The sequence below is a fragment of the Longimicrobium sp. genome, assembly GCA_036389135.1.
GTDB lineage: Bacteria > Gemmatimonadota > Gemmatimonadetes > Longimicrobiales > Longimicrobiaceae > Longimicrobium.
Window position 1 is genome coordinate 31,582 of the sequence record DASVQP010000129.1, and the last position, 21,607, is coordinate 53,188.

The window sequence follows — 21,607 nt, forward strand, 5'->3', positions numbered from 1 at the left end:
CCCTCATCCCTTCATCCCTGCAGTTCTGGCATTCCGCCTGCACCTGGCACCGATACCCGTAGCACGCCACCCCACAGCCCCGCGCCCACGCGCGAGGAGGTCGCAATCGCAAAGGCAAACTACAGCGTGGATCGCGCGCTGAAGACGAACCGGGGGCGCTCCCGGATGGTGAGCGCGGCCATCATCGCGCTGGGGGTGCTGATACTTGCGGGCGTGCTCCTCTTTCGCGACCGCGGGCGAGAGCGCGCCGCCGGCAGCGTGCGCGTGGGCGACGACTCCACGAGCGTGGCGGCGCGGCTGGGCAAGAACCCGCAGCGCTGCACCGAGAACGACCTTGGGCACCTGGCCGACGCCTTCCCCGCGAACACCCCGCGCCCCACCGTCGAGGAGACGCTGGGCGGGCTCCACGGCCGCACCACGACGCGCTGGGTCTACGCCAACAAGGAGCGCACCGGCCCCTGCCGCGCCCGCCGCGGCGACACGGAGGTCGGCTTCGATCGTGAGGGCAGGGTGCTTTGGGCGGTTCCGGTATTCGGGACCACGCCGATTGTGATGTAAACGGAAGTGCTAAGTGCTGAGTCCTAAGTGCTGTAACCGCAGTTACTCAGCACTTGGCACTTAGGACTTGGCACTATCCCCGCTGAAACTCAAAGACGGACCGAACCACGCCCATGCCCGACTTCCGCGAGCTCCTGGCCGACGGCCGCCCACACCTCTTCGACGGGGCGATGGGGACGATGCTGTACGCCAAGGGGGTGTACATCAACCGCTGCTACGACGAGCTGTGCACCAGCCAGCCCGACCTGGTGGCGGACGTGCACCGCGCCTACGTCAAGGCGGGCGCCGAGATCCTGGAGACGAACACCTACGGCGCCAACCGCGCCAAGCTGGCGCGCTACGGCCTGGAGGACCGCACGGCCGAGATCAACGCCTGCGCCGGCAGCCTCGCCCGCCGCGCCGCCGGCGACCGCGTCTTCGTCGCCGGCGCCATGGGGCCGCTCGGGATGCGCATCGAGCCGTTCGGCCCGACCTCGGCCGACGAGGCGCGCTCCATCTTTCGCGAGCAGGCGGAGGGGCTCGCCGAGGGCGGAGTGGACCTCTTCGTCCTGGAGACGTTCGCGGACCTGGAGGAGATCCACCAGGCGATCCTGGCGGTGCGGGAAGTCTGCGACCTCCCCGTGGTGGCGCACATGACGATCCGCGAGGACGGGCGCACCCCCTTCGGCACCGAGGCCGCCACGCTCGCCGAGCGGCTGGCCGGGTGGGGGGCGGAGGTGGTGGGGCTCAACTGCAGCGTGGGCCCCAGCGCCATGCTCGCCGCCACCGACGAGATGCTCGCCGCCACCGAGCGGCCGCTCATCATGCAGCCCAACGCCGGCCTCCCGCGCGACGTGGACGGGCGCACCATCTACATGGCGTCGCCGGAGTACATGGCCACGTACACGGCGCGCCTCATCCGCAAAGGCGTGCGCTTCGTGGGCGGCTGCTGCGGCACCACACCCGAGCACATTGCCAGCATGGCGGGCGCGCTGCGCATGCTGGCCCCGGCGCAGTCCACGCGCGTTCACGCCGCCGCGCACGAGCCCGACAGCCGCGCCGTGGAGCCGGTGCCGCTGGCCGAGCGCTCGGAATGGGGCCGCAAGCTGGCCGCGGGCGAGTTCCTGACCACGGTGGAGATCGTCCCGCCGCGCGGCGTGAATCCGGCGCCGATGCTGGACGGCGTGCGCCTCCTGAAGGCGGCGGGCGTGGACGGCGTCAACGTGCCGGACGGCCCGCGCGCGCAGTCGCGGATGGGCGCGCTGGCCACGGCGCTCCTCATCCAGCAGCAGGTGGGTATGGAGGCGGTGGTCCACTACGCCTGCCGCGACCGCAATCTGCTGGGGATGCTCTCGGACCTGCTGGGGGCGCAGGCGCTTGGGCTGCGCAACATGCTCTTCGTCACGGGCGACCCGCCCAAGATGGGGCCGTACCCCGACGCCACGGCCGTCTTCGACATCGACGCGATCGGCCTCACCAACCTCGCCGCGCGCCTCAACCGCGGCCTCGACCCCGGCGGCAACGTCCTGGGCGACGCCACCTCCTTCGTCCTGGGCGTGGGCGTCAACCCCGGCGCGGAGGACCTGGAGCACGAGCTGCGGCGCTTCTACTGGAAGGTGGAGGCGGGGGCGGAGTACGCCATCACGCAGCCCGTCTTCGACCTGCGCCAGCTGGAGTCGTTCGTGGCGCGCATCGAGAAGGAGGGGATCCGCATTCCGATCATCGCCGGGATCTGGCCGCTGGTCTCCGCGCGCAACGCCGAGTTTCTCGCCAACGAGGTCCCCGGCGTCGTCGTCCCGCCCGAGGTCATGGAGCGCATGCGCCGCGCGAGCGACCTCGGCAAGGACGCCGCGGTGGAGGAGGGCACCCTGATCGCGCAGGAGATGCTGCGGGATTCGCTCCCGATCATCCAGGGGGTGCAGGTGAGCGCACCGTTCGGCCGCGTGCCGCTCGCGCTCCGGGTGTTCGAGGCGATCCCCGGGTGGCGCGGGGCGGCGGAGGCGCTGGCGGTGTCGGCGTAGAGGGCCCCCTCCCCCGCTCGTCACCTCGCGGCCCCTCCCCCAATAACTACCTGGGGGAGGGGCGTTTGCGTGCATGGGTGCGGGGCGGCGGGTTCGTCGCGGAGAGGGGCACGGGCAGCCACGCGGGGCGGCCCTACGAGGTTGCGGCGCTGGGAACGGACAGCGGAGCGAGGTCGGGCACGGGCGTGATGAATCACGCCCCTACCACGGATGCCGTGGCAGGGGCGTATTTTCCTGGCCCCCGCTCTCGATAACAGAGGGCGGAGCCCTCTCCTGTTATCGGGAGAGGGGGCAGGCGAGTGTAACGAGCCGGGGGTGAGGGCCTACCGCCGCGAGATGCGGTCGACCAGCACGTCCAGGTTGTGGTTGATGCGCAGGCCGTGCACGCCGTCCGTGGCGCTCATCTGGGTGCGCGGGAACTGCGCGACGCGCGCGCCGTTCACGATGAGCGTCACCGCCGTCGCGTTCACCGCGACGGAGACGAGGTTGCTCGCGCGGCCGTTGCGGTCCTGCTTGCGGATCGCGGCGTGCTCCGTCCAGTCGCGGATGTCGTGCACCTCGCTGCCCGCGCGGTGCTTCACGGCGTACTTGCCGTCGCCGCGAATCAGGAAGTAGAAGTACTCCACCGTCCCGGTCTCCAGGTTGCGCCCGCCGTAGAAGATGCCGTACGCCTCCGGGTGCGTGGGCGCCTTGCGCTGGTTGAAGCGCGCCTGCACGGTGTACACGCCGCGCGCCTGGTCCGCCGGACGGTAGAGGATCGCCGCGGGGCCCGTGATGGCGTGGAACCCGCCGCTCATCGGCATGAAGTGCAGCTTGGTCATGTCCGAGTTGGCTCGGTCCGGGCGCGCCTTCCACCCGTCAGGGAGCTGCCCGCCTTCACCGTGCGTGTGCCCCGCGGCGTGCGCGTGGCCCTGCTGCTGCGCGGGAGCGTGGTTGTGCTGCGCCAGCGCGGGTGTGGCGCAGGCGAGAAGTGCGACCGCGGACAGGATGTGGCGCATGGAGAAGCTCCGGTGCTGGGGTTCGGATCGACGTGCTACGACAAAGCTACGCCGCCGCGCCCGGTGTGCCAAGGCGCGGCGGCGTGAAGTCGGTCTGGCCGGGGCTCAGAGCGGGAGGTGGAAGAACAGGTAAAAGCCGTTCACCATCAGCACCGTGCCCGTCATCGCCATGGCGACGGCGAACCAGAGCACCTTGCGCGAGTTGGCCAGGATGGCGACCGATCCCATCACGATGGCGATCTGCAGGAGGACGCCCGAGTAGTCGAAGTTGGCGTCCTGCTCCGCGGCGCGCTCGCGAGCCTCTTCGTAGCTGCGGGCCTGCACCGAGAGCTGCTTCTTCCCCTCGCCGCGCATGGGGTCGTTGGGCGCGGCGGCATCGGGCTCGTCGTCGTAGCGCGCGATCGTCTGCTTGTACGCCGCGATCTTGGCCTCTGCCTTCGCGCGCGCCTCTGGGGAGAGGGACGGGCTCAGCGCCAGCATCGTCTCCAGGTCGTCCACGGCCAGGCGGTACGAGGTCTGGCGCACGTTCTTGGCCTGGTAGAAGCTCCAGGTGTCGCTCGCCTTGATGTTGTTGTGGATCATGTCCTCGCCCACGTTGCCTCCGCCCAGCGTCGCGATCGCCAGCAGCACGGCCATGATGGCGATGACCAGCGCCGTCACGTTGCGGAAGCGGTCGTCCGAGGCGTGCTCGGCGCGCTCCTCGCGCATCTCCTCGCGTATTTCGCTGATCAGCTCCGCGGCATCGGTGGCTTCCATCGCGTTCTCCTGGGGGGGCGTTCTGCGGATTGTGTTTCTTGCTACCCGGGAGAGTAGCACGGGAGCAAGATCGGAAGCTGCCGAGTGATGCGCAAGTCCCTCGAACAGCGGTTTCACACAGAGACGCGGAGGGTAAAAGCGAGGGCACAGAGGAACGGCGTTTCAGCGCACGGCGTTGTAGCGGCGGAGGATTTCGAGAGTGCGGTCCAGGGGGAGCGCCTCGACAGTGGTGCCGCGGGAGCGGACGGTGGTGGCGCGGAAGAGCGAGTTGAGGATGGCCTCCTCCGTGGCCTCGGCGGCGGCCTGGAAGATGGGGGAGAGTGCGTCGTTGGGGAGCTCGGCGGTGGCGGCGGGGGTGGTGCCTGCGCGGCGCCGCACCGTGGCGGCGGTGGAGAAGGCGATCACGTAGTCGCCGGATCCGTTGGTCATGCTGGCGCCCGTCCGCGCGAGGCCGCTGAGGGCCCGGCGGGCGATGCGGTCCAGGTTGCGCGCGTCCACCGGCGCATCCGTGGCCAGCACGATCATGATGCTGCCGTCCGCGCGGTCCTCGTGCACGGGCGGGATGGCGGCCAGCTCGCGCTGGAAGGCGAAGCGCCCCAGCTCGCGTCCCACCGGCGCACCGTTGATGGTCAGCACGCCGCCGAAGTTGCTCTGCACCAGCACGCCCACCGTGTAGCCGCCCAGCGACGCCGGCAGCCTGCGCGAGCTGGTGCCGATGCCGCCCTTCCACCCGAACGCCACCGTCCCCGCGCCCGCGCCTACGGAGCCCTCCTCCACCGGCCCCGCGGACGCGCTCTCCAGCGCGCGCACCACGTGCTCCGGCCGGATGGGACGCGCGCGGATGTCGTTGAGGGTGCCGTCGTTGGTCTCGCCCGCGACGGGGTTGATGGAGCGCACGTCCTCCATTCCGGGCTGCGCCAGGAGCCACCCCGCCATCGCGTCCGCCGCCCGCCACACGCACAGGGTGCAGGTGAGCAGGATGGGCGTCTCCAGTTCGCCCAGCTCCCGCACCTGCGTGAAGCCCAGCAGCTTGCCGAAGCCGTTCCCCACGTGGATCGCCGCCGGCACGCGCTCACGGAAGAGATTGCCCGCGTGCGGCAGGATGGCGGTGATGCCGGTGCGCACCGAATCGCCCTCGCTCACCGTCACCTGCCCCACGCGCACCCCCTCGACGTCGGTGATCGCGTTGGCGGGCCCGGTGGGGAGGATGCCGATCACCACCCCAGCTTCGCGGGCGCGCGGGCGCTGCGCGGATGACGGAGTGGCGCCCATCAGCGCCAGGAGCAGTACGAGGGCATGCGCGGAGCGGGTCACGGGCTCGGGAGGGATGCGGGGGCGGATGGGTGTGCCGCATCTTGCTCCGGGGGCGGCGTGGTGTCAAGGCGGGCCCTCACCCCCGCTCGTTCCTCGCTGCCCCCTCTCCCGATAACAGGAGAGGCTGCGCCTCTGTTATCGAGAGAGGGGGCGTGGGTCCGCGGCGTCAGATGCCATCGACTTCGAGCGCACCCAACCCTGTGCAGCGCGCTCCGCGGGAGCCCACTACGCGCTCGAGCTGCGCTCCAACATGCGCGGTCTATTGTGGACTGCGGGACCGTATGTATGTTCCACCGCCCGTGAGGTGACCCAATTGCCGATTTGCATGCAGGGTCAGCTCTATCCGCACACGGTGCGGAAGCGATCTTCCTCAACTGAATCTGGTGGTACAGCCAATCTGTACTGGTTTCGGGAGCCGAGCCCACCCCTCACGCCCCTATGTCCTCCGTACATCCCATTGAACTCGGACCCGAAGACCTCCGCGATTCCGGGTGGGACGCGGCCGTTGCTTCGGCAAGCGACCTAGAGTTTTACGAGATCGCGAAATCGTTGTACGCGGCCGCGGATGCCGCGCGTGCGCGCGGTGAGCCGCGCAAAGAAGCGGCTCTTAGGCTCCTGGCAGACATCTCGTCTTTTCAGCTAAGCGCCGATCAGCACCCGCACCCATTCCGACCCTGGATCGCCACCGGCGTCTCGCCTGAGACTGTCACGCGCGAACAAGTAGAAGCGTTGCGTGTCTTCGCTCCCGATGTTGGACACCCCTGGTTGCGGGCGCGGTTGGCGGACTTCGTGTGGGTGTATGGGCGTGGGTTTCCAATGGCTCGCCTCGCGGTGGGGGCGTATTTGGAACTCGCGGGTGATCTCGGCCGCAACACATCGCGCTCCTTCCCGCCTATGCGCGCTCTAGAGCGCGCGGTGGAGCTTGCAGCTAGGCTGGGCCCAAAGACCGAGCCGTTCCGAGACGTTGCCGCCCTCGTCCGCCGGATGATCGACGAGCTTGGTGTGACGGACACAGGGATGCTGTCACTTCGGCTGTCCACCCTTGCGCTCCGCTTCCGCTTGGACGATCCGGTGCGGCTCCACCGCATAGCAGTGGAGACTGCGGAGCGGTCAGAGGAACTGGCGGATTGGCACCGGGCCGAGCGTTACTGGCTCCTCGCGGAAGATCTCGCGGCGGGTGCCCAAGATGCGGAAGGGCGCCAAGAGGCGTTGCGCAGGGTGGCGGAGACCTACGTGCAACGCGCAGCCGAAATTGCGGACCGTCCACACATTGGGAGGATCACGGCCGCCTCCCACTTGCAGCGCGCGGTAGTAGCCCTCCGGCGCGCCGGGGGGATGCAGGAGCGGACGGCTGAGGTAATACGTCTCATGATGGAATATCAGCGTGATATCCCAGGCGCGTTGCTCCCCTACTCTTATGAGATGCCGTTGGGCGACCTTGTGGCGGACGCAGAGAAGGCGGTCTCGGGCAAGGATTTACCCGCTGCGCTCCTTGCGTTCGCATTTTATTCATCTATTCCAGCGTATGCAGACCTGAAGCGGCGGGCCGAGGAGGCGGCTGAAAAGTACTTCTTCAGGAAGTTCTTTCCCGCGGTGCAGCACAACCGTGAGGGGCGAGTGGTAGCGCGCCAGGGTTCAGTTGACTCCGCCGATCCTGGTGAGCGGGAGGCGGCCTTGCGAGTGGACATGGTTCAGCACGCCGCGATGATTCATCAGGCGATGGTCCGCGGGGCCATTATCCCCTCGTGCCGCGTGATCATCGACGAGCACCCGCTACGCGTAGATGACTTCTTCTGGATCGTCGCGAACAACCCGCTGATTCCCGCAGGACGCGAGTTGCTCTACGCAGAGGCGTTTTACGCGGGGTTCTCAGGGGATATGCCGAAGGCGATCCACATTCTAGTGCACCAGGTGGAGCACTCCATCCGCGAGTTGTTGCGACAAAACGGGGTAATGGTGACCGCCCTCAACGACGAGGGAATCCAGATGGAGCGGAACTTGAACACGCTGCTCGGCCAGGCTGAACTGGTGGATCTGCTCGGTCCCGATATGGTGTTCGCCCTCCGGAGCTTGCTCGTTGAGAAATTTGGTCCCAACCTGCGGAACGAGGTCGCGCACGGTTTGATGGACTACAGGGACTTCCTGTCGGACGCATGTCACTACTTCTGGTGGCTGTGCTTCCGGCTCGTGAGCATCCCTATGATTGAATCCATTGGTACACAGGAAACGACCTCAGACTGAGGAGCCCCATTCCGACGTTAGTCTGGGGCGAATCACGCCGAGAAGATGACAACGGAAGGCCACCTGCTCGGCATTGCGCAGCGCCCCTCTTGTCACGCAAGGGGCGCAACTCATCGCACCCGCGCACGGTTCGCTCCGCCGCCTCTCGCGCGCACGCCAACCTCGTAGGGGCCGCCCCACGTGGCTGCCCGCGCCCTCCCCCGCGACGCCCCACGCCCTCCGCACCGACGTATGCTAAACGCCCCTCCCCCAGTTTGTTATTGGGGGTGGGGCCGCGAGGTGACGAGCGGGGGTGGGGGCCCGCCCCCTCAGTCCGCCGCCGCCATCTCCGCGCCGACAACCGGGTACCCGTCGCCCTCGTAGCGGTACACGGGGCCGAGCGGCTCGCCCTCGCGCTGCATGGTGCCCTTGTAGCGCATGTGGTCCTCGTGCACGCCGAAGTTGGTGCGCTGCAGCTCAGCGATGCGCGACAGGTCGTCGGCGGTGAGGTCGGGGAGGTCGGCGGCCGCGGCGAACTCCTCCAGCTGCTCCACGTTGTAGATGTTGGGGAGCGTCGTCATCACGGCCGGCGAGGCGAGGAGCCACTTGAGCGATGCCTGCCCGAGCGTCATCCCGCGACCCTCGTGCAAGAATCGGAGCGACTCCAGCTTCTGCAGGCCGTTGATCAGCCAGCTGCGCGGGCGGTGGCGGCGGTGGTCGTTCTTGGCGAACTCGGTGTCGGCCGTGTACTTCCCCTCCAGCATCCCGCTGGAGTGCGTCACGCGCACCTGGATCCCCGTGCGGCCGCTCTGCTCTGCGGCCTCGGTGAGGATCTGCCCCGGGAACGGCTCGAGGATGTTGTTGATGAGCTGGAGGTTCTGCGCGTGGCGCTCGCGGACCAGGTCCAGCCCCTCGAAGAGGTAGCCGTTGGACGGGCCCAGCGCGCCGCCCCACGCGCGGATCTTCCCCTCCTGCCGCAACGCCTCCAGCGTCTCCCAGATCGCGTCGTCGGGGACGTGCTCCTCGTGCGCGTTGTGGTAGGAGACGATGTCGATCACGTCCGTCCCCAGGCGCTTCAGCGACTCCTCGACGGCGAAGCGCAGGTACTCCGGATCGGCGCTGTGGGGGATCTCCTGCTGGCCGCGGCGCGCGTCGGGGTGGCTGTAGAAGTCGTAGCCCACCTTGGTGGTGATGACCACCCGGTCGCGCCGGTCGCTGAAGGCGCGGCGCAGCAGCTCGTCCGCGCGCCCGTTGCCGTACGTGTCCGCGGAGTCGAAGAGGGTGATCCCCAGGTCGTACGCGCGGTGCAGCATCGCGACGGCCTCGTCGTCCGTGAACTCGCCCCACCACCCGGCTGCGAGGGTCCACAGCCCGAACCCCACCTCGCTGACGGTGATGTCGGTGCCGGGATAAGTGCGGTATTTCATAGAACCTCGGTGTGATGAAAGTACCGGGTGGAAAGTGCCAAGTGCCCAGTGCCTAGTGCTCAGTTACGAAGTTACTAGGCACTGAGCACTTGGCACTAGGCACTCGCCGTTCAACAATGCGAGCTCATCGCGAACCCGCGCTCCTGATCGACCAGCGGGGCGCGGTAGTCGCCGCTGAAGCATGCGGTGCAAAAGGTGCCGGCGTCGCTCACCGCGTCCAGCATCCCGCCGGACGAGAGGTACCCGAGCGAATCGACGCCCAGAAAAGCGCGGATCTCGTCGGTGCTCTTGTTGGCGGCGATCAGCTCCTCCTTCGTGGGCATGTCGATGCCGTAGAAGCAGGGGTGGCGCACGGGGGGCGACGCGAGGCGGAAGTGGACCTCCCGCGCGCCCGCTTCGCGGAGCATGTTCACCAGGCCCCGGCTGGTGGTGCCGCGCACGAGCGAGTCGTCCACCACCACCACCCGCTTTCCGTTCAGGATCTCGCGCACCGCGTTGTACTTCATGCGCACCTTGAAGTCGCGCCCCGCCTGCGAGGGCTCGATGAAGGTGCGCCCCACGTAGTGGTTGCGGATCAGCCCCAGCTCGAAGGGAATGCCGCTCCGCTCCGCGAAGCCAAGCGCGGCGGAGTTGGCCGAATCGGGCACCGAGATCACGATGTCCGCATCGGCGGGGTGCTCGTCGGCCAGGGTGCGGCCGCACTCGCGGCGTGCGCGATCCACCGAGAAGCCCCACAGGTGGGTGTCTGGCCGGGCGAAGTACACCAGCTCGAAGACGCACGGCTGCGGCTCCCCCTCGGGACGCAGCGGGCGCAGGCTCGTCATCTCGCTGCCGCGGATGCGCAGGACCTCGCCGGGCTCCACGTCGCGCACGAAGCGCGCGCCCATGATGTCCAGCGCGCAGCTCTCCGACGCCAGCACGATTCCGCCGGCCGGCAGGTGGCCGATGACGAGGGGACGGTACCCCAGCGGGTCGCGCGCGGCGTAGAGCGTGTCATTCACCATGATCAGCAGCGAGAACGCCCCCGTGAGCTGCGAAAGCGCGTCGTCGATCTGCGCCTCCACGCCTTCGCGCGGGGAGCGGGCGATCAGGTGGACGATCACCTCGCTGTCGATGTCGCTCTGGAAGAGGGCGCCGTCGTTCACCAGCCGGGAGCGGAGCTCGCTGGCGTTGGTGAGGTTTCCGTTGTGCACCAGCGCGAGCTGCCCCTCGCGGTAGCGCACGCGGATCGGCTGCGAGTTCTTGAGCCCCGCGCCCCCGGCCGTGGAGTACCGGATGTGCCCCAGCGCCACGTCGCCGGGAAGGCCGGCGAGCACCTTTTCGCTGAAGCCTTCCGAGACCAGGCCCGGCGCGCGGTGTCGGTGGCTGGCGCCGGTGGTGCGGTCGTACGTCGCTATGCCGGCGGCTTCCTGGCCGCGGTGCTGGAGCGAGTACATCCCCAGGTAAACGAGCTTCGCGGCCTCGGGCGTGCCAGAGACCGCTGCGATTCCACACATGCCGTTGCTTCCTTTCGGTGTCCGTTGCGGCGTTCTTTCGCGCCGTGGCCCCTGCGTACACCGCTGCGCCGCCGGTGTGCGCTCAGCGGTGCGGATCGTGTGCGGGCGGGTGCACGATCTGCCGCAGCGCGCCCAGGTGGTACGCGCAGTGCGCCACGATCGCCATGGCGCCGGCCAGCGCTTCCGCGTCCCACTCGGTGCGCGAGGCGAGCTGTGCGCGGGCGTCGTCGTAGTCGGCGCGCAGCGATGCGCGGAGCCCCGCCCACCCGCGCTCGTCTACGCTGGAGACGGCCCAGCTCTCGGCCCAATTCACCGCCGGCTCCTCGCCGCGCAGCTTCGCCGCGCTCACGCGCAGGCTGAACGCCAGGTGCGATGTGTGCGCCGCCGCGCTCCTCCGCCCCGGCCCCGGCGCCCGCGACGCCTCCTGCGGCGACAGCCCCGCCAGCGTCCCAAAGATCCCCGAGTCCGGCGCGTTGCTCACGAACCACGTCGAGCGCGGATCCCGCGGCCCCTCGAACGCCTCCCCCAGCAGCTCCAGCACCGCCCCGATCCCCGTCATGATCTGAACCGCCTGCATGATCGCCCCCTTCTGTCCGCACCCGTAGGCGCGCGATTCATCGCGCCCGTGCCCAATGCCGCGCTGGCGTCCGCCTACTCCTGCCCGTTCTGCACCTCGGACCGCAGCGACGTCATCACGTCTCCGACGCTGCCGTCCATGCGGCGCGGGATGGCGGACTCATACACCGCTACCAGCTCCGACACCCGCGCATCCAGCACACCGCCGCGCGTGGCGATGCGGAACGGCCCGTCCGGCGCACCCACCGTGCCGATGCGTGCCGCCGGGACACCGTGCTCCGCCATCACCGCCGCCAGCCGCTCCCAATCGTCCGGACGGCAGGAGACGACGACGCGGCTCTGCGTCTCGCCGAACAGGAGCGCCGCCTGGCGGATGTCGTCCTCCAGCTCCACATCCACACCGCACGCCGGCGACGCCGCGAACGCGCACTCCGCCAGCGTGACGGCCAACCCGCCCTCCGCCGTGTCGTGCGCGGAACGGACCAGCCCGGCGCGGATGGCGGCGAGGAGCGCACGCTGCAGCGCAGCCTCCTGCTCCAGGTCGAGCGCGGGCGCGTCGCCGGCGAGGCGGCCGTGGACAACCTTCAGATACTCGCTCCCGCCCAATTCGTCGCGGTTCGTCCCCAGCAATCCGATGACGTCGCCCTCGCCCTTGAAGGCGACGGTGGTGACGTGCGCCAGGTCCTCCACCACGCCCACCATTCCAATGGTCGGAGTGGGGAAGATGGCGCCGCGCGGATTTTCGTTGTACAGCGACACGTTGCCGCCGGTTACGGGCGTCGCCAGCACCGTGCACGCCTCGCCGATGCCGCGCAGCGACTCCGAGAGCTGGAAGTAGACGTCCGGCTTCAGCGGGTTGCCGAAGTTGAGGTTGTCCGTCACGGCGCGGGGCAGGGCACCGGAGCAAACCAGGTTTCGCGCCGCCTCGGCCACGGCGATCTGACCGCCGCGGTACGGGTTGAGGTACACGTAGCGCGCGTTGCAGTCCACCGTCGCCGCGATCGCCTTGTTGGTGCCGCGCAGCCGCAGCACCGCCGCGTCCGACCCCGGCCCCACGACGGTGTTCGTCCTCACCGTGCTGTCGTACTGCTCGTACACCCAGCGCTTCGACGCGACCGTGGGCGAGTCCAGGAGCTGCCGCAGCGTCCACGCCGGGTCCGCCTCCTCCGCGCGCGGCTGGAGATCGGCGGTGGGCCAGTTGCGCAGCGCAACTACTTCGGGCGACTCGACGCCCTCGCGGGTGTAGGTCGGGCAGGCGTTGACCAGCGGCTCCCCGGGAAGGTCGACGACCGTCACGCCGTTCTCCAGGACGACGTAGCGGCCGGTGTCCGTGACGTGGCCGATCGTCTCCGCGTCCAGCTCCCACTTGCCGAGGATGGCGCGCACCTCCTCCTCGCGCCCGTCCCTGGCCACCACCAGCATCCGCTCCTGCGTCTCGGAGAGGAGGATCTCGTACGGCGTCATCCCCTGCTCGCGCACGGGGACGCGGGTGATCTCGATCTCCACCCCGGTGCCGCCGCGCGCCGCCATCTCGGTGGAGGAGGAGACGAGCCCCGCCGCGCCCATGTCCTGGATGCCGACGATGTGCCCGGAGCGGATCAGCTCCAGCGACGCCTCCAGGAGGAGCTTTTCGGTGAAGGGGTCGCCCACCTGCACCATGGGGCGCTTGGCCTCCGCCTCCTCGCTCAGCTCGGCCGATGCGAAGGTGGCGCCGTGGATGCCGTCTCGCCCGGTGCGCGCGCCCACGGCCATGATGGGGTTCCCCACGCCCTCGGCCACGCCGCGGATCAGCTCGTCCGCCTTCATCAGCCCGACGCACATGGCGTTGACGAGCGGATTCCCCTCGTACGCGCCGTCGAAGTACACCTCACCCGCCACGGTGGGGATGCCGACGCAGTTGCCGTAGTCGCCGATTCCCTTCACCACACCGGACATCAGGTAGCGCACGCGGTCGCCCCCGGCGCCGTCCAGCTCGCCGAAGCGGAGGGAGTTGAGCATGGCGATGGGGCGCGCGCCCATGGTGAAGACGTCGCGCAGGATGCCGCCGACGCCCGTCGCGGCGCCCTGGTACGGCTCCACGGCGGATGGGTGGTTGTGCGATTCGATTTTGAACGCGACCGCCAGCCCGTCGCCCACGTCGATGACGCCGGCGTTCTCGCCGGGGCCCTGCAGCACCCACGGCGCCTGGGTGGGGAGCTTCTTGAGGAGCGGGCGGCTGTTCTTGTAGCCGCAGTGCTCGCTCCACATGGCGCTGAACACCCCCAGCTCCGTGTACGTGGGCTCGCGCTCGAGGATGCCCAGGATCAGCTCGTACTCCTCGGGCGAAAGCTTGTGCTCCGCCACCAGCTCGGCGGTGATGGCGGGGTCTCCGGGGCGGGACGTGGGGGGCATCGGTTCGAATTCGGATTTATGAGCGTGGCCGCGGAGGTCGGCGCGGCCAAGGGGTGCGTTGGTGCTAGTGCGGGGCGACGGGCCGCCATCTCCCCCATCCCGTCAACTCCCTTATGTCATCCTGAGTGACGCGCTTCTCCGTCCTTTCCTCGGCTCCGCCTCCGGCGCGGAGCGAAGGATCTACTACACGTGCCGAGAGGCCCGCCGTGTCGCGCCGGCCTCTTGCCTCGCCGGCTAGATCCTTCGGTCGCCGCAGGAGTCCCGCAGTGCGCGACGGGCCTCGAACACGCGGGCTCCCTCAGGATGACAAAGGGGGGGTGACACGCCGTGTCACAACGCACTCACGCACTAACGCACTCACGCACTAACGCACTGCGGTTCAGGGCCTTGTCACCGTCCTCGGGGTCACGTTCCGCTCGCGCTCGCGGCGGGCGCGGTTCAGCGTGGAGTCGGCGGTGGCGGCGGTGTTGCCGCGGCGGACGGTGTTGGCCTCCACCCGGCCCTCGCGGGCGCGGCGGGCGTCGTCCACGGCGGTGGCGGGGGCGCCGCGGGCGGAGTCCACCGCCGCCACGTCGTCGTCCGGGCTGTCCACGCCCGTGCCGGTGAGCTGGTTGCGATCGTCCGGGCGCGTGTCGTTCACGCGGCCCCGCGCATCCTGGCTGCCGACGCGAGCCGGAGGGCCTCCGCGGCGCGCATCGTCCCGCGGGTCCGTGTCGTCGCGGCGGATGATGGTGGTGCCGCCCGAGCCGCCGCCTTCCAGCCGCACGCCGCCCACGCGCGCCGCGCCGGGACGGCCGATGACCGTGCGCCCCGGCTCCTCGCGCGCGCCGTCGCGGACGCGCATCTGCGTGGGGCGCTCGGGGGTCTCGTCGAGGCGCACCATCCCGGCGTCGGAGTCACCCCGCCCGGCGGTGCCGTCCAGCGCGACGCCGGCGACCGGGCCGGCGAAGCGGCGGCGGCCCGTGCGGAAGACGGCGGCCACCACGCGGTCGTTCTGGATGAAGACCACGTCATCCGAGCCGCAGCGGACCGCGCACCCGTTCAGGTAGTAGAGGTAGCTCCAGTCGCCCGCGCTGCGCACCGTGACGGGATCGCCCAGCAGCGAGCGCACCTGCGCGGCGGTCATCCCCGGGGAGATCGTCTGCGCCGCCGCGGGCGAAGCGGCCGCCAGCAGCGCCACCGCAAAAATTAGAGCCGCCGTTCTCGCCATCGCTCCCTCCCCGTGGTGCGCCCTCAGGCGCGGGCCAGGTGCGCGGCCAGGGAGCGGAAGAGCCCCAGGCCGTCCGTGGAGCCCAGCAGGGCGTCCACGGCGCGCTCGGGGTGTGGCATCATCCCGAGCACGTTCCCCCTCTGGTTCACGATCCCCGCGATGTTGCGCGCGGCACCGTTGGGGTTAGCCTCCGCGTTGATCGTGCCATCGGGTGCGGAGTAGCGGAACGCGACCAGCCCCTCGCCCTCCACGCGGTCCAGCGTCGCCTCGTCCGCGAAGTAGCACCCCTCGCCGTGCGCGATGGGCACGCGCAGCACCTGGCCCGCCGTGTACTCGCTGGTGAAGGGCAGGTCGTCGCGCTCCACGCGCAGGTGCACCTGGTGCGAGCGGAACTTGAGCGAGCGGTTCCTCATCAGCGCGCCGGGAAGGAGCTCCGCCTCGCACAGGATCTGAAAGCCGTTGCAGATCCCCGCGACCGGGCCGCCCTCGCGCGCGAAGGCGGCCACCTCGCGCATGATGGGGCTCTGCGCGGCGATGGCGCCGGCGCGCAGGTAGTCGCCGTAGCTGAAGCCGCCGGGAAGAAAGACGGCGTCCACCCCCTGCAGGTCGTGCTCGCGGTGCCAGAGGTAGACGGCCTCGGCCTCCATCTGCTCCTGCACGGCCTTGAAGCAGTCGTAGTCGCAGTTGGAGCCGGGAAAGGTCACCACGCCGATCTTCACCGGGCGCTCCCGGGGGCCGCCGCCACCTGCACGCTGAAGTCCTCCGTCACCGGGTTGGCCAGGAGCTGGCGGCACATCGCCTCGCCGCGCTCCCGCGCCTCGTCCTCGCTCTCCGCGTCCATGTGGAAGACGATCAGCCGCCCCACGTGCACGTCGCGCACGCCGCGGAAGCCGAGGGTGCCCAGCGCTCCCGCCACCGCGTTCCCCTGCGGGTCCAGGATGCCGCGGCGGGGGGTCACGCGCACTTCGATCCGGTACTCCGTCACGTCGCCTCCTCGTCAGCGTGCGGCTGCTCGCGCTTGGGCCGCATCTCTTCATAGTCCAGCTCGCGCGCCTCTTCCTCCGCGGGCTCTTCAAGGATCATGGGGTCGCGGTCCGGCAGCTTCTCTTCGAATCCCGCCAGCACCGTCCTCACCAGGCCCCAGGTGATGTACAGGAGGCCCATGGGGAAGAAGAAGTACTGCGGCACCGTGAAGGCCGCCACGATGGCCGCGAACGCCAGAAAGAAGGCCAGCCGCCCGCTCCAGGTGCGGAAGGAGAAGCGCGGCACCACCGGGTAGAGCACGTTGCTCACCATCAGCACCCCCACGATCAGCGCCAGGAACCCCGCCGCCCTCGGCATGGGGACGCGATGGAAGAAGCGCTGCCACACGTCGGTGGTGGTGAAGGCGTAGAACGTCGCCAGCGTAGCGCCCGAGATGGGGGAGGGGAGCCCGTGGAACGACGACTTTTCCGTCCCCGCCTGCTCGATGTTGAAGCGCGCCAGGCGCAGGATGGCCGCCACGATGTAGAGGAAGCAGACGATCCAGCTCCACTCCCCCGCGCTCTGGCGGAAGAAGGTGAAGTAGATGAGCAGCGCCGGCGCCACGCCGAACGACACGGCGTCCACCAGCGAGTCCAGCTCCTCGCCAAAGGGCGACCCGGTGGCGGTGAAGCGGGCGATGCGGCCGTCGAACATGTCCATGATCCCGGCCACCACGATCATCCACCCCGCGTTCCAGAACTGGCCGCGCGACGCCTCCACGATCGCCCACACCCCCAGGAACAGGTTCCCCAGGGTGAAGGCGCTGGGGAGGATGACGATGCCGCGGCGGAGCCGGCGGCGCGGGACGGCGACGTTCACGCGGACTCCGGGGAGTGCAGGGGGAAGTCGTCCAGTGTCATACCCGTCAGCCGGCGGAAGGCGTCCTGGTAGCGCGCGGAGGTCTCCGCCACCACGTCAGGTGGCAGAGGCGGGCCCGGCGGCGCTTTGGCCCAGCGCCCCTCCGCCACCAGCGATTCGAGCCAATCGCGCAGCGGCTGCTTGTCCAGCGAGGGCTGTCCGCGCCCCGGCTGGTACAGGTCGGCCGGCCAGAAGCGCGACGAGTCGGGCGTCAGCACCTCGTCCATCACCCGCAGCGTCCCGTCCGCGTCCGTGCCGAACTCGAACTTGGTGTCCGCCACGATGATCCCCGCCCGCGCCGCCGTCTCGCGCCCGCGGCCGTAGAGCGCAAGGGAATGGGCGCGGAGGCGGCCGGCCGCTTCCGCGCCCACGATCTCCCGCATGCGGGCGAAGGCGATGTTCTCGTCGTGTCCCGATTCCGCCTTGGTGGCGGGGGAGAAGAGCGGCTCGGGGAGCGGGTCGCTCTCGCGCAGCCCCGCGGGGAGCGGCTCGCCGGCCAGGGTGCCGCTTTCGCGGTACTCCTTCCACGCGGAGCCGCTCAGGTATCCGCGCACCACGCACTCCACCGGGAACGGCTCCAGCCTCCTCACCAGCATCGACCGCCGCGCCCACACCTCGCGCAGCGGCGCCAGGGCGGGGTAGCGCTCCGCGATCGCATCCGGATCCACCGACAGCAGGTGGTTGGGCACCAGGTCGGCCGTGCGCGCGAACCACCACGCCGAGAGCAGGGTGAGCACCTCGCCCTTGCGCGGCACGGCGTCGGGCATCACCACGTCGAAGGCGCTCACCCGGTCGGTGGCGACCATCAACAGCGCGTCTCCGAGGTCGTACACGTCCCGCACCTTGCCCCGCACGCGCAGCGGCAAGGGGAGGTCGGTGGCGGCTACGGTCGCGTTCAGGGCGCGGGCTCCGTGTGAGGGTGGCTTCGGAGCGCGACAAGGTAAGGCGCGCCCCCGCCCGCGGCAACCGAAACCGCGTGCGCTCGGCGCCTCCGGCTGACCACTGACATATTGCGCCCTCTTTAGTGCTCGCGTACTATGCGGCACAACGTAGCCTCCACACTCGGGAGCATGCCATGTCCGCGAAGCGAATCGCGTCGTTCTTCCCCCTGATCGCCCTGCTCTTCGCCACCGGGCTGGTGATCGTCCTGTCGCGCCAGCTGGATGGCGCACGCAAGGAGCGCGACCTCGTCATGGAGCGCTCGCGCAGCCTGCAGCCCGGCGCGTACGTCCCCGTGCAGAGCACGCCCACGCTGGACGGCGCCCCCGTCGTGCTGGGCGAGGTGGCTCCCGGTACGCGACAGGTTCTCTTCGTCTACAACACGCAGTGCCCGTTCTGCCTGGCGAGCATCCCCGCCTGGAAGAGCATCGCGGGCCAGCTCCAGGGCAACCCCGCGGCCCGTGTGGTGGCGGTGTCGCTGGACAGCCTGGAGGCGACGCGCCGCTACGCGCAGCAGCACGGCCTGGGCTACCCTTCGGCGATCCTGCTCGACCCGCGCACGGCGAGCCTCTTCCGCTTCAACAACGTCCCGCAGACGCTGGTGATCGACGAGCGCGGCCGCGTGATGCACTCGCGCGTCGGCCGGCTGGACGTGGGCCCCGCCGCGGACTCGGTGCTCGCCGCCGTCGCGCGCCCGCTCCCCGGTGCCCCGGCGACCGCCCGCACATCCGCGCCCGCCCGCACCCCAGGCTGAGCCCGCGCGCTCAGCCCCGCGCCGCGCTCCCGCGGCGCGCCCATGTGTTCCCACGGAATGAGAGAGGTGATGATGCCGAAGCTCCTGGATCGCGCCGTACGCCTGACGCTCGCCCTGGTCGTCGCGGGTGGGCTGGGGATCGGCGCACGTTCCGCAGTCGCCGCATCCGCCGCCTCCTCATCGTGCCCGACCGACCCCGACAGCGGCTACCTCGGTCTTAGCTGTTCGAGGGGTTCCCAGTGCGATGACGCGTGCCGCGCCTACTATGGCGAGTGGTCCGGGGCCGGCTGCAACCAGGGGTGCTGCATCTGCGCCATCTGAGGTGGATGGAAGGCGCTCGCGAAAGCCGCCACACCCTGGCCCAGCCCACGCTGGGCGAAGCGCGGGCCGCGCTCCGGCGGCCCGCGGCACGTATCCCGTTCAAGTGCGGAGGTCATCAAATGCCCAAGTTCCTGGACCGCGCCCTGCGCCTGACGCTCGCCCTGGCCGTCGCGGGCGGCCTGGGGATCGGCGCCCGCACGGCATCCGCGGGCGCCATCCCGCCGGATTGCTCGCACCAGGCGCCGTACCAGAGCTGCACCGCCGCCAGCCAGTGCGACGCTCCGTGCCAGGCCTACTTCGGGCCTGACGCCATCGGGTTTTGCAACCGGGGCTGCTGCATCTGCGCACTCTGAGCCCCGCGGGCTCACCCATGCGCGCGCCGCGCTCCGCGGCGCGCGCAACGTATCCATTCATGTGAGGAGGTAGATCATGCCAAAGCTCCTGGATCGCGCGGTTCGGTTCGTGTTCGCCCTGGTGGTAGCGGGTGGGTTGGGCCTCGGTGCCCGCTCGGCCGTGGCGAGCACGGGTCAGCAGCAGTGCTCGGACAACGAGCCATACATCAGCTGTACCACCACCGCGGAATGCGGCGACCTGTGCAGGCACTACTACGGGCAAAACGCCACCGGCTCATGCTTCCGGGGCTGCTGCGTCTGCAACGCGTGACGATCACGCCGGGGGCGCTCCCATTACCGGGGCGGTCCGGGAGAAACGGTACGACGTGAATGGCCAAGGCGCTCCACCCGCAGAGGGTGGAGCGCCTTTGCTGGCGCCTCTATGGCCTCTGGACCCTCTGGACCCTCTGGACCCTCTGGACCCTCTGGGGCTCTGGGGCTCTGGGGCTCTGGGGCTCTGGGGCTCGGTGGCGAGTGAACTCGCGGCAACAACAGCACAAAGTCCGCCTGCGCGGACTCGGGCGCGAGATCGGTTCGGTCCGCGGGATGTCGGCGCGTCCAGGAGCGCCGGTCCCAGGAGCGAATGAATTCGCCGCTGGAAACACACAAAGTCCGCCTGCGCGGACTCGGGGGCTAACGTCGTGTTTCTCGAGCCGGCTTCAGCCGCCTTCCCGTAGTTCCAGCCGGGGGATTCATCCCCCGGCGATCCAGCCGCCGAACCCGTGCCCGCCTCCCGAACCGATCCCGCCCACCCCAAGCCTGCGCAGGCAGGCTTCCCGCGGTTGTTGCAGCGGTTTCAACCGCCGACCCTCAGATCCCATAGATCGGCCGCAGCTTCCCTTCCAGATACCCCAGAAGCGGCGCGTGGCTCAGCGGCCGGCCCGTGATCCGCTGGCACAGCTCGGGGGCGGTGTAGCGGCGGCCGTGGGCGTGGATGTTCTCGCGCAGCCACGCCGTCAGCGGCGCGAACTCGCCTCGGCGGAGCTGGTCGTCCAGGTCGGGGAGTGCATCGCGGATCGTGGTCCAGAACTGCGCGGCGTACAGGTTCCCCAGCGTGTAGGTGGGGAAGTACCCGATCGCCCCCATCGACCAGTGGATGTCCTGAAGCGCCCCCTGCGCGTCGCCGGGCACGGTGAGCCCCAGGTCGTCGCGCATGCGGTCGTTCCAGGCGGCGGGGAGGTCCTTGACCGCGAGGTCACCGGTCAGCAGCGCGAGCTCCAGGTCGAAGCGCATCATGATGTGCAGGTTGTACGTCGCCTCGTCGCTCTCGATGCGGATCAGGTGCGGCTGTACGACGTTCATCCCGCGGTACACCGTGTCCACGTCCAGCGCGTGCAGGGCGGGCTCGCCGAGCGCGGCCTGCATGCGCGGGAGCGCCCACTCCCAGAACGGTCGCGAGCGCCCCACCAGGTTCTCCCACATCCGCGATTGGCTCTCGTGTATCCCCATGCTGGCCGCCTCCGCCAGCGGCTGCCCGAAGCGCTCCGCCTTGGGAAGGTTCTGCTCGTACAGCGCGTGCCCCGTCTCGTGCATCGTGGCGCTGAGGGCATCGGCCCAGGCATCCTCGCGGTAGCGGGTGGTGATGCGCACGTCGTGCGGCCCGATCCCCTCGCAGAACGGGTGGGTGGAGACGTCCAGCCGCCCCGCCTCGAAGTCGAAGCCCATCCCCTCCATCACCCCACGGTTGAACGCCACCTGCCGCTCGATGGGCACGGCGGTGCGCTGCCAGGAGTCGTCCGGCCGCCGCCCCGACGACGCCACCTCGCGGATGAGCGGTGCCAGCCCTGCGCGCAGCGCGTCAAAGGTGCTGCGGATCTCGGCGGCGGTCATGCCGGGTTCGAAATCCTCCAGCAGCGCGTCGTACACCTCGCCGCCGGGGGGCACGCCCAGCGCATCGGCCCGCTCGCGGTTCAGGTTCACGACCTCCTGCAGCCACGGGGCGAACGCGCCGAAGTTCCCCGCCTCGCGCGCGCCGCGCCATTCGTGCATGGCGCGCGACGTGGTCTGCGCAAAGGAGCGCACCAGCGACGTGGGGATGCGCGTGGCGCGGTCGTACTCGCGGCGCAGGGCGCGGAGGTTGGCCTGCGCTTCCTTGTCGCCGCGCAGCGACGGGTCCTCCTCGCACTGGGCGATCAGCTCGCCCACGCGCGCGGCGGTGCGGCGCTCGTGCACGATGGCGGAGAGGGCCGCCATCTGCTCGCCGCGCAGGGCGGCGGCCTTGACGGGCATGTACGTCTCCTGGTCCCACCCCAGCACCGCCGCGGCGGAGGCCAGCATCGCCGACTCGCGGAGGTGGCGCTGCAGCTCGGCGTATGGCGCGTCGGCGGACTGGATCTCGCTCATCGGGTGGGGCTCCGGAGGGGTGCGCGTCCGC

19 protein-coding genes are annotated in these 21,607 nt (G+C 70.0%); 6 read left to right on the plus strand and 13 right to left on the minus strand.

What is annotated here, in order from left to right; genetic code table 11:
- Positions 1 to 126 precede the first annotated feature (126 nt).
- On the plus strand, positions 127 to 558 hold the full coding sequence (locus VF584_25535; protein HEX8213558.1) for a hypothetical protein: 432 nt from the start codon (positions 127 to 129) through the stop codon (positions 556 to 558).
- Between the two features lie 113 nt (positions 559 to 671).
- On the plus strand, positions 672 to 2,558 hold the full coding sequence (locus VF584_25540; protein ID HEX8213559.1) for a bifunctional homocysteine S-methyltransferase/methylenetetrahydrofolate reductase: 1,887 nt from the start codon (positions 672 to 674) through the stop codon (positions 2,556 to 2,558).
- A 323-nt stretch (positions 2,559 to 2,881) separates the two neighbouring features.
- On the opposite strand, the gene VF584_25545 is transcribed toward VF584_25540, so the two are convergent.
- The 3 genes from VF584_25545 to VF584_25555 all read right to left on the minus strand — a co-directional run bounded on the left by VF584_25545 (position 2,882) and on the right by VF584_25555 (position 5,626).
- A complete protein-coding gene (locus VF584_25545) occupies positions 2,882 to 3,556 on the minus strand; it encodes a hypothetical protein (GenBank protein ID HEX8213560.1) in 675 nt (224 codons plus the stop codon).
- A gap of 105 nt (positions 3,557 to 3,661) precedes the next feature.
- Positions 3,662 to 4,312: a DUF4337 domain-containing protein gene (locus tag VF584_25550; protein ID HEX8213561.1), complete on the minus strand. Its 651-nt coding sequence runs from the start codon at positions 4,310 to 4,312 to the stop codon at positions 3,662 to 3,664.
- A gap of 162 nt (positions 4,313 to 4,474) precedes the next feature.
- Positions 4,475 to 5,626 carry a P1 family peptidase gene (locus VF584_25555; protein ID HEX8213562.1) on the minus strand — a complete coding sequence of 384 codons (1,152 nt, stop codon included), beginning with the start codon at positions 5,624 to 5,626 and terminating at the stop codon, positions 4,475 to 4,477.
- Positions 5,627 to 6,610: 984 nt separating this feature from the next.
- Between VF584_25555 and VF584_25560 the strand changes: the two genes are divergently transcribed.
- The gene (locus VF584_25560) at positions 6,611 to 7,867 is read left to right on the plus strand and encodes a DUF4209 domain-containing protein (GenBank protein HEX8213563.1); all 1,257 of its coding nucleotides are present in this window, start codon (positions 6,611 to 6,613) and stop codon (positions 7,865 to 7,867) included.
- Between the two features lie 308 nt (positions 7,868 to 8,175).
- Here the strand turns inward: VF584_25560 and VF584_25565 are convergent, their stop codons facing one another.
- The 9 genes from VF584_25565 to VF584_25605 form a co-directional block, all read right to left on the minus strand.
- Positions 8,176 to 9,273, minus strand: a complete 1,098-nt coding sequence (locus tag VF584_25565) for an aldo/keto reductase (GenBank protein ID HEX8213564.1) — start codon at positions 9,271 to 9,273, stop codon at positions 8,176 to 8,178.
- 110 nt (positions 9,274 to 9,383) lie between these two features.
- The gene (gene purF / locus VF584_25570; protein ID HEX8213565.1) at positions 9,384 to 10,769 is read right to left on the minus strand and encodes an amidophosphoribosyltransferase; all 1,386 of its coding nucleotides are present in this window, start codon (positions 10,767 to 10,769) and stop codon (positions 9,384 to 9,386) included.
- An 82-nt stretch (positions 10,770 to 10,851) separates the two neighbouring features.
- The gene (locus VF584_25575; GenBank protein ID HEX8213566.1) at positions 10,852 to 11,346 is read right to left on the minus strand and encodes a DinB family protein; all 495 of its coding nucleotides are present in this window, start codon (positions 11,344 to 11,346) and stop codon (positions 10,852 to 10,854) included.
- A 74-nt stretch (positions 11,347 to 11,420) separates the two neighbouring features.
- Complete coding sequence (purL, locus tag VF584_25580; GenBank protein HEX8213567.1) at positions 11,421 to 13,736, minus strand: phosphoribosylformylglycinamidine synthase subunit PurL; 2,316 nt, start codon at positions 13,734 to 13,736, stop codon at positions 11,421 to 11,423.
- Between the two features lie 379 nt (positions 13,737 to 14,115).
- Positions 14,116 to 14,946, minus strand: a complete 831-nt coding sequence (gene bamE, locus VF584_25585) for an outer membrane protein assembly factor BamE (protein HEX8213568.1) — start codon at positions 14,944 to 14,946, stop codon at positions 14,116 to 14,118.
- 23 nt (positions 14,947 to 14,969) lie between these two features.
- Complete coding sequence (purQ, locus tag VF584_25590; GenBank protein HEX8213569.1) at positions 14,970 to 15,665, minus strand: phosphoribosylformylglycinamidine synthase subunit PurQ; 696 nt, start codon at positions 15,663 to 15,665, stop codon at positions 14,970 to 14,972.
- Positions 15,662 to 15,931 carry a phosphoribosylformylglycinamidine synthase subunit PurS gene (gene purS / locus VF584_25595; protein ID HEX8213570.1) on the minus strand — a complete coding sequence of 90 codons (270 nt, stop codon included), beginning with the start codon at positions 15,929 to 15,931 and terminating at the stop codon, positions 15,662 to 15,664. The genes purQ and purS overlap by 4 nt, the downstream gene beginning before the upstream one ends.
- Positions 15,928 to 16,788, minus strand: a complete 861-nt coding sequence (gene pssA, locus VF584_25600; GenBank protein HEX8213571.1) for a CDP-diacylglycerol--serine O-phosphatidyltransferase — start codon at positions 16,786 to 16,788, stop codon at positions 15,928 to 15,930. Before pssA ends, purS begins: the two co-directional genes overlap by 4 nt.
- Positions 16,785 to 17,693 carry a phosphoribosylaminoimidazolesuccinocarboxamide synthase gene (locus VF584_25605; GenBank protein HEX8213572.1) on the minus strand — a complete coding sequence of 303 codons (909 nt, stop codon included), beginning with the start codon at positions 17,691 to 17,693 and terminating at the stop codon, positions 16,785 to 16,787. Before VF584_25605 ends, pssA begins: the two co-directional genes overlap by 4 nt.
- Positions 17,694 to 17,902: 209 nt before the next feature.
- On the opposite strand from VF584_25605, the gene VF584_25610 reads away from it, so the two are divergent.
- The 3 genes from VF584_25610 to VF584_25620 all read left to right on the plus strand — a co-directional run bounded on the left by VF584_25610 (position 17,903) and on the right by VF584_25620 (position 19,194).
- Positions 17,903 to 18,520, plus strand: coding sequence for a TlpA disulfide reductase family protein (locus VF584_25610; GenBank protein HEX8213573.1), 618 nt, complete (start codon positions 17,903 to 17,905; stop codon positions 18,518 to 18,520).
- Positions 18,521 to 18,589: 69 nt separating this feature from the next.
- The gene (locus VF584_25615; protein ID HEX8213574.1) at positions 18,590 to 18,841 is read left to right on the plus strand and encodes a hypothetical protein; all 252 of its coding nucleotides are present in this window, start codon (positions 18,590 to 18,592) and stop codon (positions 18,839 to 18,841) included.
- Positions 18,842 to 18,960: 119 nt separating this feature from the next.
- The gene (locus VF584_25620; protein HEX8213575.1) at positions 18,961 to 19,194 is read left to right on the plus strand and encodes a hypothetical protein; all 234 of its coding nucleotides are present in this window, start codon (positions 18,961 to 18,963) and stop codon (positions 19,192 to 19,194) included.
- An 849-nt stretch (positions 19,195 to 20,043) separates the two neighbouring features.
- On the opposite strand, the gene VF584_25625 is transcribed toward VF584_25620, so the two are convergent.
- Complete coding sequence (locus tag VF584_25625) at positions 20,044 to 21,576, minus strand: carboxypeptidase M32 (protein ID HEX8213576.1); 1,533 nt, start codon at positions 21,574 to 21,576, stop codon at positions 20,044 to 20,046.
- Positions 21,577 to 21,607 lie beyond the last annotated feature (31 nt).